At 67.2% G+C, this 13,946-nt stretch carries 15 protein-coding genes; 4 read left to right on the top strand and 11 right to left on the bottom strand.

Annotated elements, in window-relative coordinates; genetic code table 11:
• Window positions 1-386: 386 nt before the first annotated feature.
• The 7 genes from HYZ11_10890 to HYZ11_10920 form a co-directional block, all read right to left on the bottom strand.
• Window positions 387-1,247, bottom strand: coding sequence for an alpha/beta hydrolase (locus HYZ11_10890; GenBank protein MBI3128100.1), 861 nt, complete (start codon window positions 1,245-1,247; stop codon window positions 387-389).
• A 327-nt stretch (window positions 1,248-1,574) separates the two neighbouring features.
• A complete protein-coding gene (locus HYZ11_10895; GenBank protein MBI3128101.1) occupies window positions 1,575-2,177 on the bottom strand; it encodes a cysteine dioxygenase family protein in 603 nt (200 codons plus the stop codon).
• Window positions 2,178-3,330: 1,153 nt separating this feature from the next.
• On the bottom strand, window positions 3,331-3,507 hold the full coding sequence (locus tag HYZ11_10900; GenBank protein ID MBI3128102.1) for a hypothetical protein: 177 nt from the start codon (window positions 3,505-3,507) through the stop codon (window positions 3,331-3,333).
• A gap of 195 nt (window positions 3,508-3,702) precedes the next feature.
• Entirely contained in the window at window positions 3,703-4,125 is a 423-nt protein-coding gene (locus tag HYZ11_10905) for an Hsp20/alpha crystallin family protein (GenBank protein ID MBI3128103.1), read from the bottom strand.
• A gap of 545 nt (window positions 4,126-4,670) precedes the next feature.
• Window positions 4,671-4,943 (bottom strand): hypothetical protein, encoded by a 273-nt coding sequence (locus HYZ11_10910; GenBank protein MBI3128104.1) that lies wholly within the window; start codon window positions 4,941-4,943, stop codon window positions 4,671-4,673.
• A gap of 18 nt (window positions 4,944-4,961) precedes the next feature.
• Window positions 4,962-5,498 carry a hypothetical protein gene (locus HYZ11_10915; GenBank protein MBI3128105.1) on the bottom strand — a complete coding sequence of 179 codons (537 nt, stop codon included), beginning with the start codon at window positions 5,496-5,498 and terminating at the stop codon, window positions 4,962-4,964.
• A 33-nt stretch (window positions 5,499-5,531) separates the two neighbouring features.
• Window positions 5,532-5,993: a DoxX family protein gene (locus HYZ11_10920; GenBank protein MBI3128106.1), complete on the bottom strand. Its 462-nt coding sequence runs from the start codon at window positions 5,991-5,993 to the stop codon at window positions 5,532-5,534.
• A 246-nt stretch (window positions 5,994-6,239) separates the two neighbouring features.
• Here HYZ11_10920 and HYZ11_10925 point away from each other — a divergent pair, with 246 nt between their 5' ends.
• From HYZ11_10925 to HYZ11_10935, 3 genes are all read left to right on the top strand, one after another.
• Entirely contained in the window at window positions 6,240-6,710 is a 471-nt protein-coding gene (locus tag HYZ11_10925; GenBank protein ID MBI3128107.1) for a YHS domain-containing protein, read from the top strand.
• Between the two features lie 98 nt (window positions 6,711-6,808).
• On the top strand, window positions 6,809-7,543 hold the full coding sequence (locus tag HYZ11_10930; GenBank protein MBI3128108.1) for a TVP38/TMEM64 family protein: 735 nt from the start codon (window positions 6,809-6,811) through the stop codon (window positions 7,541-7,543).
• Window positions 7,540-9,045 carry a mercuric reductase gene (locus HYZ11_10935; GenBank protein MBI3128109.1) on the top strand — a complete coding sequence of 502 codons (1,506 nt, stop codon included), beginning with the start codon at window positions 7,540-7,542 and terminating at the stop codon, window positions 9,043-9,045. Before HYZ11_10930 ends, HYZ11_10935 begins: the two co-directional genes overlap by 4 nt.
• 192 nt (window positions 9,046-9,237) lie before the next feature.
• Here HYZ11_10935 and HYZ11_10940 read toward each other — a convergent pair whose 3' ends face one another.
• The 4 genes from HYZ11_10940 to HYZ11_10955 are packed head-to-tail and all read right to left on the bottom strand — an operon-like array spanning window position 9,238 to window position 12,943.
• Window positions 9,238-9,645 (bottom strand): cupin domain-containing protein, encoded by a 408-nt coding sequence (locus HYZ11_10940; protein ID MBI3128110.1) that lies wholly within the window; start codon window positions 9,643-9,645, stop codon window positions 9,238-9,240.
• Between the two features lie 28 nt (window positions 9,646-9,673).
• Window positions 9,674-10,180, bottom strand: a complete 507-nt coding sequence (locus HYZ11_10945; protein MBI3128111.1) for a DNA-binding protein — start codon at window positions 10,178-10,180, stop codon at window positions 9,674-9,676.
• A gap of 24 nt (window positions 10,181-10,204) precedes the next feature.
• Window positions 10,205-11,563 carry a M20/M25/M40 family metallo-hydrolase gene (locus HYZ11_10950; GenBank protein ID MBI3128112.1) on the bottom strand — a complete coding sequence of 453 codons (1,359 nt, stop codon included), beginning with the start codon at window positions 11,561-11,563 and terminating at the stop codon, window positions 10,205-10,207.
• Between the two features lie 15 nt (window positions 11,564-11,578).
• Window positions 11,579-12,943 carry a M20/M25/M40 family metallo-hydrolase gene (locus tag HYZ11_10955; GenBank protein MBI3128113.1) on the bottom strand — a complete coding sequence of 455 codons (1,365 nt, stop codon included), beginning with the start codon at window positions 12,941-12,943 and terminating at the stop codon, window positions 11,579-11,581.
• Window positions 12,944-13,097: 154 nt separating this feature from the next.
• On the opposite strand from HYZ11_10955, the gene HYZ11_10960 reads away from it, so the two are divergent.
• Window positions 13,098-13,946 (top strand): alpha/beta hydrolase (locus HYZ11_10960; protein ID MBI3128114.1); only part of this gene is annotated, 849 nt, incomplete at its 3' end.

A 13,946-nucleotide genomic window follows, 5' to 3' on the forward strand; every position in this document is an offset into this window, starting at 1 on the left:
GAATCATACCCGCGCCCCGGGGGCCGCACAACGGGGGGAGGGGGTCAGAGGCGCGGGGCGAGGTTCCGTAGGGGCGAGGCATGCCTCGCCCCTACAACGCGGGATGCCGGGCCTACATGGGCGGATTTCCATAGGGGCGGCCCTGTGGCCGCCCTGCATGGGCCACGCCGGTTTTTGCAGGGGCGGTTCGCGAACCGCCCCTACGGACGACAAGGCCCGCCGCCACGAATGAAAGCCTTTTCCGTAGGGGCAGGCCCCTGTGCCTGCCCCTGACAACGGACCAGGGCGGCCACGGGGGGCCGCCCCTACGGGTGGTGCCGCGGACAGAATATCTGGCCGACCATTTAAATCCGTCCGTAGGGGCGACCGGCCGTCAGAATATGCCCCTACCTCGTCCCCGCCAGGAACTTCCGCAGGGCGTCGTTGAAGCGCTTGGGCTCGCTCACCGAGGGGAAGTGGCCGCTCTTCCTGCAGAGCACCGACTGGGCCCCGTTCGGGAGGGCGTTCCTGAGCCGCCGCTCCGCCTGGGCGCTGAGGCGCCGGCTCAGGCTCCCCCGGAAGATGAGGACGGGGCACTTCACGTGCTTCGCGGCCCCGATGCCGTAGTCGCTCCCCGGCGAGGCCTGGAAGGCCCGGAGGCGCAGCAGCCGCTCCTGGGTGTAGGGGGCGCGGCAGGGCCCGCCGTTCCCCTCCGCGACCATCACCTCCCGCAGGAAGCGCTTGACCTCCGCCGCCGGCCAGCCGCCCTCCTCGTTCTCGCGCCACCAGCGCAGCGTCTCGGCGAAGGAGGGGAAGGAGGCCGGCCGCTCGGCCGCCCGGCCGAGGTTCTGCTGGTGCCCGGAGGCGTCCCGCACCGTCGGGTCCACCAGCACGGCCGCCGCCACCCGCTCCGGCTCCATCCGGGCGGCTTCCAGGGCGATGGCGTAGGCGAAGGAGTGCCCCATGACGGTGAAGCGGTCGAGCATGAGGGCGTTGGCGAGGCCGATGGCGTCCCGGGCGAAGTCCGCCGCCGAGTCCCCCGAGCCCGGGTCGCTCGAGAGGCCGTAGCCCCTCTGGTCGGGGCATATGAAGCGGGCCTTCCCCACCCCCTCGGCCACGGGGATCCACATCCCGCTCTGGACGAGGGAGCCGTGGAGGGCGACGACCGCCGGGGCCTTCCCGCCCCCCGCCGGGCGCCAGTCCCGGTAGTACATCCGCAGGGGCCCGATGGTCTCGTGGCCCGCGCGCCAGCTTCCCTTGGGTTTCATGCGACTCTCCCGGTCAGAGAATGAAATGGAAATGGATACGCCTGCCTTTGTTGTCATTCCGAACGAGCGAAGCGGAGTGAAGAATCTCGGTTCTTGTTTAAAGCAGATTCTTCGCTGCGCTCAGAATGACAGGCCCAAAAGAACATTGCCCAAAGAAATCCGTAGGGGCGGCCCCCCGTGGCCGCCCCGCATTGGCCATGCCGGTTTGTTGCAGGGGCGGTTCGCGAACCGCCCCTACATGGCATCGCCCACCCGCAAGATGGGCCAGCCCGAACGAATCCGGGGCAGGCACAGGGGCCTGCCCCTACGGGCCGAGACCCGGGCATCTCAGGAATATCTCTTCGTGTAGTCGAGCTTCACCGTCCGCGCGGCGTAGCGCCCCGCGCCCTCCCCGACCGGCTCGAAGACGCTGCACTTCTCCAGGTCGCGCGGGTAGACGTGCACCGAGACCGCCGTCTCCCCGAGGGGGTTCGTCACCTGGTGGATGTCGGCGCAGGCGCACACGCACTCGGGCTCCCCCGCCTTGGGGGTATGGGGTGCCTCCCGGCGCAGCGACACCTCCCCGCCCGCCCGCGCCTCCCTCTCGGTCGAGAAGTTCACGACTTCCAGGCCCCCCTCGATCATCCCCACCATCCCCCAGGTGCCGTCGTGGTCGTGGATGGGGGTGCCCTGGCCCGGCCGCCACACCATGGCCGCCACCACGAAGCGGTCCCCCGGGTCGCGGTGGAGGAGGTGGCGCGCGTAGCCCTTCTCCGAGGGCGTCCGGGCCGCCTCCGGCAGCCAGTCCCGCTCGATGAGGAGCCTTCTCAGCGCCGGCTCCGCCGCCCGGATGAAGTCCCGGCCCCGGAAGCCCTGCTCATAGAGGAATTCCAGCGCCCCCACGAAGCGGGCGAAATGCGCGGACTTGGGCGCTGCGACGGCGGTCGTCATGGGAGGGCCCTCCGGAAGGCGCGCGGCGGGATATGAAACCACGGCGAGGGGGGAGGTGTCGAGGAGGGGGAAATTTACCGCAGGACCTGTATCTACCTGTCCTCCCTTTCAAGTCGCCTTCTAGCCAGCACCAAGGCACGTTGCGCCTCAACATTGAAGCCGTCCCTACTCTTCATACGAAACTTGCATCCAACGCATCTCCAGGCCCACCAACCCCAGAAATTAAGTTTCTGTTCTAGTTGAGTGCCACACCGCGGGCATCTTGGTGGATTTTCGACAACGACATCATTCGGATTGAGAGTGGGAACGGTTTCAAGAGAATTAAACTGCGCAATAATCGGCCAATTCACCCCTGCATGATTCAGGTCGTCAAGCGACATATCTTCGGCATTCGGATCTCCACTCCGAACAATCCTACCCGCTAGCTCTTCCGATTCAAGAGCCTGGGATTTATTTCGTCTTACACGAAATAGAATAATTCCCCCCACTAAGATTGCGAGAACCCATTCAAAGGCCAAGAACTTGAAGACATATAAAATAAACGCAAGGAACAATAAACCCAGGAATGACACGGTGGGCCGAAGAAACTCTCTAAGCAGGGGGAAAATTATTTCTTTGAACGAGTCTTTCCGGAAGTTCGAATTAGACAATCGGGAAGGCTCCCAAACTGAGCAAGGAAAAACTCCATGTTCTTACGGGAGAAAAATCTTGCGAATTCGTGATCACCGAATTATTCGATCGATTTTGTTGTCGATCCACTCTGCTGATCTTTTCTGAGCTTCCTTGTACGCCTCATCTGCGGATGCAAAAAGATTTTTGCTTTCTTCGGAATATACTTTCTTTCCCCCTTTGCTTATCTTGATGGAATACTTCCAGCTTCCCATCTGAAAACATTTTATCAGGCATGTATGCGCTCTATGCGTGAAAGGTGCATATGCATTCGCGGATACGAAGGGTTTTGGCATCTCCGAGACCTCCAAAACAATCACGATTGTTGCTTGCTCCGCATCTTCTAATTTTCCATTACAAGAATAATAACATAATCGTGACCACTCTCAGAAGATTCAAGTCTCCCGCCCCCCACAAAAAACCGCCCCGGGCGGCGGCCGGGCCGAGGCCTCTCCCGGGGCGCGGTATTTCCTTCCGTGGTCCCCTAGCTGAAATTCTCCTTCTGCAGCTCCTCGGCGAAGAGCTTGGCCTGCTGGAAGCACTTGGTGGGGCTAGGGGGCGTGTTGAGGAGGCCGGGCTGGCCGGTGAAGGCGGCGACGAAGAGGTCGCGGGCGAGCTCGGCGACGAATCTCTCTTTCTCGGTTGCGTACAAAGGAGGCATGTTCTCCCTTCCGGTTTTGGCGGCGGTTTCATGCGCCGGCGATCGGCCGGCCGGAGCATCCGGCGGATGATGGTAGCACGCACCCGCGCGTCCGCGGCGGAGCGCAAAAAACCGCCCCGGGCGGCGGCCGCGTATGACGCCGCGCCGGGGCGGTCTGAACTCCCCCCCCATCAAGAGAAGGGGGGAGAGGCTGGCTTACTGGATGGCGATCTTGTGGGGCTTGGCCTTCTCCGACAGCGGGATGCGGACGGTGAGGACGCCGTCCTTGAGCTCGGCGCGGGTATCGGTCTCCGAGACGATGCCGGGCAGGGCCACCCGCCGGCTCACGGAGCCGGCGCGCCGCTCGCGCCGGTAGAAGCGCTCGCCCTTCTCCTCGTGCTCGGCCTGGTAGCCGGCCGTGATGGAGAGGACGCCGTTGTGCACCTGCACATCGATGTCCTCGCGCCGGTAGCCGGGCAGCGAGGCCCGCACGACCATCTCCGTCCCGGTCTGGGAGATGTCGAGGGGCAGGGTGCCGTCCTCGCCGTCGTAGCCGAAGGCGGGCCGGAAGGGCTCTTCCATCAGGCGGCTGAGGTTCTGGAGCATGTTCATGGGGTCGCGGGTCATGAGCGTGGCCATTTGGGTTACCTCCTTCTGGGTCCTTGGTTCTGTTCCGGGTCCTATGAGCTCCTGGGGGGCTTCCCGCCCCAATTATCTTCTTCGATGAGCAATATATTTTCTTAGTGTTAATATGTCAAGTATAATTTGCCTGTCTTTTTAATTCAGATAAGTAAATTTCGTGCCCTTTTCGGCCTGAAGATGAAAGTGCGCGAAATTGGCGTCATTTGCGGTAGCGGCTGGGCGCGCATGAGGGGTTATGCTGGGAGGGACGCCGCCCGGAAGGCGGCTGCGTCAGGAGAGGGCCAGGGGGCGGGCCTTCAGGCAGAGAAAATGCCCCCGATGAGGGCACATAAGGGCTGAATTCCCCCTGCTTTTCACGATATTTCACGATATTCCAGGGGAAAAAATTGGCCCGGCGGCGGATTCGGAGGCTTTCCGGGGGCGCGGAGAGGGCCGAGGAAGGCGAGGGAAGAGGGGGGAAAGAGCCCCTTTTTCACCGATATTCACCGATATTCGAGGCGAAAAAATCGCCGCGGAAAGGGAAACCGGCGGGTTTCGGGCGGTCAGGGGCTCTCCCCGGGATAGGCGTGCCGCCGCCAGCGGTAGCCGGGCTCGAGGAGGGCGCCGGGCGACCGGGCGCTCTCGAGGAGGCCCAGGGCGTCGAGAAAAACCTGTCGCTGCTGGGCCGGCCGGCCCGGCTCGCCCAGGGGATGGCCGAGGGGCCAATGGAGAAAGACGGCGCGGGGGGGCCGCACCTGGAGGGTGATCTCCCGGACGATGCTGAGGGAGACGGTGGGGATGCCCGCCGCCTCGATGGCCCGCGCGACCAGACCCACGGTCCGGTTGCAGAGGCCTCAGGCGGGGGCGAGGAGGACGGCGTCGGCCCCGGCCTCGGCCAGCCTCCGGGCGGCGGCGGGGGCGGTCTCCCGAATGAGGCGTTCGACCAGGGGGCCGTCCACGTGGCCCATGAAGCCCAGGTGGAGGGGGGCCGGTCCGGCGACGCGGCCCTCGCGGGCGAGCTCCTCCAGGCGGTCGAGCGGCAGGATGACGTTGAGGTCCCGGTCGGCGTCGCGGTGGTCGTAGTAGTCGTGGGTGATGACGAGGTTACCGCGGGGCGTGCCGGCGGGGATCTCCCGGAAGGTGGGGTCGCCGTCCGGGTTCCGCATGTCGAAGGGGGGCTGGCTCCGGAGGTGGACGCCCCCCGTGGTGACGAGGGCGACGCGGCACCGGGTCAGGGGCTTGGCGAGGGGCGCCCACGGATCGGCCTCCCCCGCGCCTTCTTCCGCGCCTTCTTGCGCGAACCGGCGGCCCCGGGCCCAGCGGTCCACCAGGCCCGGGAACATGCCCAGCAGGCGGGCGGCGAGGCGGTTCCTGGCGCGCCGCAGATCCATGGCGCCGCTTTCTCCTCCAGCCGGGCCGGCGGGTCAGTCGAGGGAGATGCGGCCGCCCTTGCGGGCGGTCCGCAGGGTGAAGCGGCCTCCCCCGATGAGAAGCGAGGCGGCCGTCGCGAGGAGCAGGAAGAGCGAGTACTCGAAGCCCGCGGCCGCGGCGCGGCCGTCCGGGAGGGCCATCCCCCGCATGAAGAAGCCCTGGTTCAGGTGGACGAACAAGAACGCGCCCGCCATGATGGGGATGTTCAGCAGGGCGCCGATCCGGGGGTAGAGGCCGATCAGCAGCATGAGCCCGCCGGCGCCGTGGCCCAGGACGATGTACCAGGCGGAGAGCTCCGGCAGCGGCACCATGTACCGGGTGGCGTTGGCCTGGGCCAGGGCGGGGATCCCGATGACGGCCCCGGCGTAGTAGGCGTGCATGAGGTAGTAGGCGCCGAGCGCCAAGCGGAGGAGGGTGGCCCCCAGCTCCCGGGCGAAGGTCCAACCGTTGTTCATCCGTCGCTCTCCTCCGAGGGTTGGAGAGGGGGGCGGATCTGGATCCGGCGCAACAACCGGCCGAATAGAGTCCCGCCCCATATTGATCTATATTCGCCCCGGATTCCAGGCCAAAACGGCGGGGCGGGAATCGCTTCGCCCGCCGGGTTGTTCCGGCGGGGGGAAGCGGAAGCGGCGGGATGACGTACCGCCCCGGCGGCGGTTTCTAAAATGCCCTTTATGAAACAATAAGATAGCGGGTGACGAATGACGCCCCGGCCCTTCGGATGGAAGCCGCTCGGCCTGGTTCTCCTGGCCCTGGCGCTCATCGCCGGGACGGGGGCCCCCGCCGGTGCGGCCGCCCCCCTGAACCTGGCCCGCGGGGGCCTCGCCCTGCACGGCTACGACCCCGTCGCCTATTTCGAGGAAGGGAAGCCGGTGAAGGGACAGGCCGCGCACAGCCTCTCCTGGATGGGGGCCACCTGGCGCTTCGCGAGCGACCCGAACAAGAAGGCCTTTCAAGCCGGGCCGGAGCGCTACGCGCCGCAGTACGGAGGCTACTGCGCCTGGGCGGTGAGCGAGGGCTACACGGCGGACATCGATCCGAACGCCTGGAGGATCGTGAACGGGAAGCTCTATCTCAACTACAGCAAATCCATCCAGCGGAGGTGGGAGAAGGACATCCCCGGCCACATCGCCAAGGCGGACCGCAACTGGCCCGGGGTGCTGAAGAAGTAGGCCCGCCCCCTTTCACCTCGCGCCCGTACAGGCGCGCCATGCGCCCCGGCGGGAAGAGGCGCCCCATGAACCTTCCACCGGCGGAGACGGATCGCCCGATGGCGGAAAAAACCAGCGGCCGGATTACGATGAGGCAGTGGCTCCCTCCCCTCGTCCTCATCGGGGCGCTGGCGCTCTTCTTCCTCGCCGGCCTCGACAAGCACGTGACCTTCGCTTCCCTGCGGGAGAATCACCAGGCGCTCCAGGACTGGGTCGGGCGGCTGGGATGGACGGCGCCCATCCTCTACATCCTCCTCTACATCGCCGTGGTGACCTTCTCGATCCCGGGCGCGGGGGTGATGAGCCTCGGGGGCGGCTTTCTCTTCGGCACCCTCCCGGCCACCCTCTGCATCGTGACGGGGGCGACCATCGGAGCCTCGATCCTCTTCTTCATCGCCAAGACCTCGCTGGGCGATCCCCTGCGCCGGCGGGCCGGTCCCTGGATGAAGCGCATGGAGGCGGGCTTCGCCGAGAACGCCCTGAGCTACTTGCTGGTGCTCCGGATCATGCCCATCTTCCCCTTCTTCATCGTGAACCTCGTCCCGGCCTTCCTGGGGGTACCGTTCCGCATCTATTTCATCGCCACCTTCCTCGGCATCATCCCCGCCACCTTCGTCCTCGCCTCGGTGGGGGCCGGGCTGGGCAGCGTCCTCGAGAGGGGCGGGGAGTTCAGCGTGGGGGGCATCTTCACGCCGCAGGTCATGATCGCCCTGACGGGGCTGGCCGTCCTCGCCCTCGTCCCCGCCGCCTACAAGAAGCTGAGGGCCCGGAAGGGGGAGGGAAGCCTTCCATGAGCACCTCCATGATCGAGCCCCGCGACGCCCACAACGAGCGTCTTCTTGCCAACGTCCGTCCGCCGGGCTGGAAGAATCCCGAGGCGAGGGGGACCTACAACCTCGCCGTCCTGGGCGGGGGGACGGCGGGCCTCGTGGCGGCGGCGGGGGCGGCGGGGCTGGGCGCCCGGGTGGCCCTCGTCGAGAAGCACTTTTTGGGAGGCGACTGCCTCAACTTCGGCTGCGTCCCGAGCAAGGGCCTCCTGCGGAGCGCCCACGCGCGGGCGGAGGGGGCGCGGCTGGAGGACGGGACGCCGCCGGACTTCGCCTCGGCCATGGAGCGGATGCGGCGGCTCAGGGCGCGGATCAGCCATCACGACTCGGCCGAGCGCTTCAAGGGGCTGGGGGTGGACGTCTTCCTGGGCGAGGGGCGCTTCACCGGCCCCCGCGCGCTGGAGGTGGGGGGCCAGACCCTGCGCTTCGCCCGGGCGGTGGTCGCCACCGGGAGCCGGGCGGGGATCCCCCCCATCCCCGGGCTGGCGGAGGCGGGCCCCCTCACGAACGAAACCCTCTTCAGCCTGACCGAGCGCCCGGCCCGGCTGGCCGTGATCGGGGGCGGGCCCATCGGGTGCGAGATGGCCCAGGCCTTCCAGCGCCTGGGGGCGCGGGTGACCCTGCTCGAGGTGGCGGATCGGCTCCTGCTCAAGGACGACCCGGAGGCCGGGCGCATCGTGCTCGAGGCGCTGCGCCGGGACGGAGTGGAGGTTGTCCTCTCGGCCCGGATCGCGCGCGCCGAGGCGCGGGGAGAAGAAAAGGTCATCCATTTCGCCGGGCCGGACGGCCGGGAGCGCGAGGCGCGGGCTGAGGCCGTCCTCGTGGCGGCGGGCCGGGTGCCCCGGGTGGAGAACCTGGGCCTGGAGGCGGCGGGCGTCGCCTTCGACCCGCGCAAGGGAGTGCGGGTGGACGACCGCCTGCGCACCACCAACCCGCGCATCTACGCCGCCGGGGACGTGTGCTCGCGCTACCAGTTCACCCACGCGGCGGACTTCATGGCCCGGGCGGTGCTGGCGAACGCGCTCTTCCTCGGGCGGCGGAGGGCCTCCGCCCTGGTCATCCCCTGGTGCACCTACACCGACCCTCAGGTGGCGGCGGTGGGGACGCCCGAGGCCGAGGCGGCCGCCCAGGGAATCGAGACGCAGGCCTTCGTCCAGCCGCTCGAGGGGGTGGACCGCGCGGTGCTGGACGGGGAGACGGAGGGCTTCGCCAAGGCGTGGGTCAAGAAGGGCACGGACGAGATTGTGGGCGCCACGATCGTCGCCCGGAACGCGGGGGACATGATCGGCCTCTACACCCTGGCCATCCAGAGGGGCGCGGGGCTCAGGGGCCTGGCGGATCTCATCCTCCCCTATCCCACCCAGGCCGAGGCGGTGCGCAAGACGGGGGACCTCTACAACCGCACCCGCCTCACCCCCGGCGTCAGGAAGTGGATGGGGCGGTGGCTCAAGTGGCAGAGGGGAGGGTAACCCTTCCATTGCAGGAAAAGGAAAAGAAGTTTCCTGCCCTCCCCCTACCCCCTCCCAGAGGGAAGGGGAAATTCATCATCGTCTCGCTGAGGCAGGGTTTCCGTAGGTGCGCACGGCCGTGCGCCCCTACAGGTGTGCGTGAGATGGCACATAGGGGCGGGCTTGAAACCCGCCCCCACGAAGACGGCATCCTCACTTCCCCTTGTAATACTCGATGTCCTCGGGCTTGGCCTTCCACTCCTTGTTGGTGGGCCACTCCTTGGTGCGGGAGACCATGCCCGCCCCGCAGCGCACGCGGTAGAGGAGGGTGCGCTCGGGCCCGTTGGTGTACTCGTGCAGCTCGCCGGCCGGATGGACGATGAACTGCCCGGGCTTCACGTCCACCGTCTGGCCGGGCACCTTCATCTTCCCGCCCCCCGTGAAGCAGAAGTAGATCTCGGTGGCGTCCGGGTGGGCGTGGTTGGGGCTCACCTGGCCGGGCTCCCAGCAGGCGACGGTCACGTCCACCTTGTCCCACTGGGTCTCGAACCGGCCAAGCACCTTCTCGACGTGGCGCTCGGGCTTGAACACCGCTTCCTTCTGCAGATCGTAGACGTGCATGGCAACTCCTTCAGGGAAAGATGGGCCGTTATTTCTTCATCCGGTGCGCGACGTCGTGCAGGCTCCCGCCCTCATCCTCCTCGGGGAGCCCCTCGTAGGACTCGACGGCCTGGAGCAGCCGCTGCTGGGTGACCGGGTCGCGCATCCGCTTGAGGTTCATCCCCTCGATCTTGGCGAAGGCGATCTCGGCCAGGCTGAAGACGATGTTGCCCGCCTCGAGGTGGCCCCCGAAGCTCTCGGCGGGGGTGCACAGCGCGACGTGGGCGTGCACGTGGTAGTCGGCCACCACGCCGCTGATGGCCAGGATCTCGATGCCCTCGGAGCGGTCGATCTTGTAGAACTCGTCCGGCGGGAACTTGGCCGTGGCCGTCCCGCTCACCACGGCGCGGGAGACGCTCCCGAAGCCGGTGAGGATGACGCCGTTCCGGATGCCGCTCTCCTTGCAGATGCGGGTCATGCCCTCCAGCAGGTCCTCTCCCGCCACCAGGCGGGCCACCACCACCTCGCCCAGCCTGCCTCCCTTCGCGACCATCATGTGTGCGTCCCTCCTCTTCCCCCGCTAGCGGGAGGCGAACTCGTCGCAGATGGCGGCCATGAACTTGGCCCCCTCGGTCAGGTGCTCGACCTTGAGGTTCTCGTTCGCGCTGTGGGTGCGGGCGGTGACGTAGCCCACCCCGGTGCTCACCAGGGGTATCCCCAGCTCCCGGATGACCATCCAGGTGGGCGTCCCCCCGATCCCGAAGGGGTTGATGACCGGATCCTTTTCATACAGGTGATGCGAGGCCCGCGCGCAGGCCTCGACCAGGGCGCTCTCCGGGTCGCTCTTGGCCGGGTAGCTCTGGAAGAGCTTGCGCACCTCGATGTCCTTGAAGCCGTGCTTGTCGAGGTGACGGCGGATGCAGGCCATGATCTTGTCCGGGTCCTGGTTCACGACGAGGCGGAAGTCGAGCTTGGCCCGGGCCCGGCCCGAGACGATGGTCTTGACCCCCTCCCCGGTGTAGCCCGCATCGAAGCCCGCGATGTTGAAGGAGGGCACCGTGAGGTGGCGCCGGGGGAGCTCCGCGTCCGGCAGGTCCAGCACAAAGCGGCGCAGAGAGAACTTGCGCTTGCGCTCCGCGCCGCTGTAGGGCGGGATGCGCCGCAGCAACCCCTCCTCCTTCGGGGTGAGGGGCGCCACGTCGTCGAGGAAGCCCTCCACCTTCACATTCTCGTCTTCGTCCTTCATGGTCGAGAGCGCCCACACCAGCCGCCAGGCGGCGTTCTCGTAGATCTGGCCGTTGCTGGAGTGGAAGTCCACGTTGGCGGTGCGGCAGGTGAGCTCCAGGTAGAGGAGCCCCTTGTTGCCGAGGTCGAGGACGGGCACGTCCTCCCGGAAGGTGTCCTCCCAGATGCAGCCGTCCGCCGCGAGGAGAGCCTTGTGAGCCGGGATGAAGGCTTCGAGCGAGGGGCTGCCGATTTCCTCCTCGCCCTCGATGATGTACTTGACGTCGCAGGGCAGCTCCCCGCGCACGGCGAGCAGGGCCTCGAAGGCCGCGAGGCGGCTGATGATGTTCCCCTTGTTGTCGGTCGAGCCCCGGGCGATGACGTGGCCGTCCACCACCCGGGCCTCGAAGGGCGGGCTCGTCCACTCGCTCAGCGGCTCGGCGGGCTGGACATCGTAGTGGTTGTAGAAGAGGAGGGTCTTTCGCCCGGCGCCCGGATGGCGCCCGGTGACGATGGGGTGCCCCTGGGTCCGGTGGATCGTGGCCTGGAAGCCCGTCCGCTCCAGCCTGCGCTTCACCAGGTCCGCCATCTCCTCGATGCCCGTGTGGGTGGTCGAGACGCTCGGCTGGCGGCAAAGCTCCTGCAGGTCGGCGACGATTTGATCCGCGTTCTTGTCGATGTGGGCGAAGACGGGCGCCAGGTCCCTGGAAGCCACGGGCGGTCCTCCGGATTACAGAGCGGCGAATTCCTCGGTGATGGCGGCCATCCACTTGGCGCCGTCGATCAGGTCCGCGATCTTCAGGTTCTCGTTCGCGCTGTGGGTGCGCGAGGTGATGCGGCCTACCCCCGTCGAGGCCAGCGGGACCCCCAGGTGGCGCAGCACAATCCAGGTGGGCGTGCTGCCGTTTCCGAAGGGGTTGATGATGGGGTCCTTCCCGTAGAGCCGGCGCGAGGCCGCCTCGCACGCCCGCACGATTGAGGCCTCGGGGTCGCTCTTGGCCGGGAGGGAGCGGAAGAGGATATTGGCCTCGATGTCCGCGAAGCCGTGCTTGTCGAGGTGGCGCCGGACGCAGGCGAGGATCTTGTCCGGGTCCTGGTCCACCACGAGGCGGCAATCCACCTTGGCCCGGGCCCGGCCCGATACGATGGTCTTGACCCCCTCGCCGGTGTAGCCCGCGTCGAAGCCCGCGATGTTGAGGGTGGGCATGGTCAGGTGGCGCCGGGTGAGCTCCTTGTCGGAGAGGCCGAGGAGGTTGCCCCGCAGCTCGAACTTCCTCACCCGGTCGGCGAAGTTGTAGGGCTTCATCCGATCGACCATGGCCTCTTCCTTGGGGCTCAGGGGCTTCACGCCGTCGAGGAAGCCCTCGACCTTGATGTTCTCCTTCTCGTCCTTCATGGTCGAGAGCGCCCACACCAGCCGCCAGGCGGCGTTCTCGTAGATTTGGCCGTTGCTGGAGTGGAAGTCCACGTTGGCGGTGCGGCAGGTGAGCTCCAGGTAGCAGAGGCCCTTGTTGCCCAGGGAGAGGATGGGGATGTCCTCCCGGGTGGTGTTGTCCTCCCAGACGCAGCCCTCGGCCGCGAGGAGCGCCTTGTTCGCGAGGACGAAGTCCTCGAGCGAGGGGCTTCCGATCTCCTCTTCGCCCTCGATGAGGTACTTCACGTTGCAGGGGAGCTCCCCGCGCACGGCGAGCAGGGCCTCGAAGGCCGCGAGGCGGCTGACGATGTTCCCCTTGTTGTCGGTCGAGCCCCGGGCGACCACGGCGCCGTCCACCACCCGGGCCTCGAAGGGCGGGCTCGTCCACTCGCTCACCGGGTCGGGGGGCTGCACGTCGTAGTGGTTGTAGAAAAGGAGATTCTTGGAGTTCTTGCCGGGCAGGAGGGCCGTCACGATGGGGTGGCCCGGGGTCCGGTGGAGGGTGGCCTGGAACCCCGCCCGCTCCAGGCGGCGCTTCACCAGGGCCGCCATCTCCTCGATGCCCGTGTGGGTGGTCGAGACGCTCGGCTGGCGGCAGAGCTCCTGCAGGTCGGCGACGATTTTCCCGGTGTTGCGCTCGATGTGGGCGAAGACTTCCTTGAGATCCGGATTCCCGGCCACGGCTCCCTCCTGGCGGCGGACGGTTCGCCCGCCCCCCTGATCGGCTTGCTTGCGCGAACCCCCGGAAGATATGATTCCCGCGCCGATTCAGCAACCGATCCGGCGGCTATCTTCCGTCTTCCTGTCCGGGGAAACCCTTCTCAAGGAGCGACCCATGCCCGAAGCCCGCGCCAACGCCAACTGGTTCACCTACTTCCCGGAGGACTACCGCTGGTCGGCCGCCATCTGCGGCATGGTCTCGGGGGCGAGATTCGGCCAGTCCGAGATCGGGGAGGTGGACCAGGTGGGCCGGCGCCTGCGCGAGAAACTCGGGGACGACGAGCACTGGTTCAGCGAATGGAAGTGGATGGGGGACCGGGTGCGGGCGCTGGGCCAGGCCGCCGAGAAGAAGAAGCGCAACCTCTCCGCCGCCTCCCACTACCTCCGGGCCTGCTCCTACTACCAGATGGGCGAGCGCTTCCGCACTCCCAAGGACAAGCGGGCCCTGGACGTCTACAAAACCTCCCTCGACTGCTTCCGCCGCTTCGCCCGCCTGACTGATCGGCCCAGGATCGAGCAGGTCGAGGTCCCCTACGAGAAGGGGAAGAAGCTCCCGGCCTACTTCGTCCGCGCCGAGAACACCAAGAAGGCCAAGGCGCCCTGCGTCGTCTTCTTCGACGGCCTCGACGTGACGAAGGAGCTCCAGTACATGCGGGGGGTGGACGACCTCGTGCGCCGGGGCATGAGCTGCCTCATCGTGGACGGCCCCGGCACGGGCGAGTCCATCCGCTTCCGGAAGATCTACCTCCGCCACGACTACGAGGCCGCGGGCTCGGCCGCGCTCGACTACCTCGAGAAGCGCAAGGACGTGGACGCCAAGCGCGTCGCCGTCATGGCCATCAGCCTGGGCGGCTACTACGCCCCCCGGGTGGCCAGCATGGAGCCCCGCTACAAGGCCTGCGTGGCGTGGGGGGCGATCTGGGACTACCACGAGACGTGGAAGAAGCGCATCGATGCCTCCTTC

The sequence above is a fragment of the Candidatus Tectomicrobia bacterium genome, from assembly GCA_016192135.1.
Lineage (GTDB): Bacteria > UBA8248 > UBA8248 > UBA8248 > UBA8248 > 2-12-FULL-69-37.

Excerpts from the sequence above, each read along its gene's own strand:
- HYZ11_10925 (MBI3128107.1), top strand. The coding sequence starts at position 6,240 with ATGACGCCCCGGCCCTTCGGATGGAAGCCGCTCGGCCTGGTTCTCCTG.
- HYZ11_10915 (MBI3128105.1), bottom strand. The coding sequence starts at position 5,498 with ATGGATCTGCGGCGCGCCAGGAACCGCCTCGCCGCCCGCCTGCTGGGC.
- HYZ11_10905 (MBI3128103.1), bottom strand. The coding sequence starts at position 4,125 with ATGGCCACGCTCATGACCCGCGACCCCATGAACATGCTCCAGAACCTC.
- HYZ11_10940 (MBI3128110.1), bottom strand. The coding sequence starts at position 9,645 with ATGCACGTCTACGATCTGCAGAAGGAAGCGGTGTTCAAGCCCGAGCGC.
- HYZ11_10900 (MBI3128102.1), bottom strand. The coding sequence starts at position 3,507 with ATGCCTCCTTTGTACGCAACCGAGAAAGAGAGATTCGTCGCCGAGCTC.
- HYZ11_10895 (MBI3128101.1), bottom strand. The coding sequence starts at position 2,177 with ATGACGACCGCCGTCGCAGCGCCCAAGTCCGCGCATTTCGCCCGCTTC.
- HYZ11_10920 (MBI3128106.1), bottom strand. The coding sequence starts at position 5,993 with ATGAACAACGGTTGGACCTTCGCCCGGGAGCTGGGGGCCACCCTCCTC.
- HYZ11_10930 (MBI3128108.1), top strand. The coding sequence starts at position 6,809 with ATGGCGGAAAAAACCAGCGGCCGGATTACGATGAGGCAGTGGCTCCCT.
- HYZ11_10935 (MBI3128109.1), top strand. The coding sequence starts at position 7,540 with ATGAGCACCTCCATGATCGAGCCCCGCGACGCCCACAACGAGCGTCTT.
- HYZ11_10945 (MBI3128111.1), bottom strand. The coding sequence starts at position 10,180 with ATGATGGTCGCGAAGGGAGGCAGGCTGGGCGAGGTGGTGGTGGCCCGC.
- HYZ11_10890 (MBI3128100.1), bottom strand. The coding sequence starts at position 1,247 with ATGAAACCCAAGGGAAGCTGGCGCGCGGGCCACGAGACCATCGGGCCC.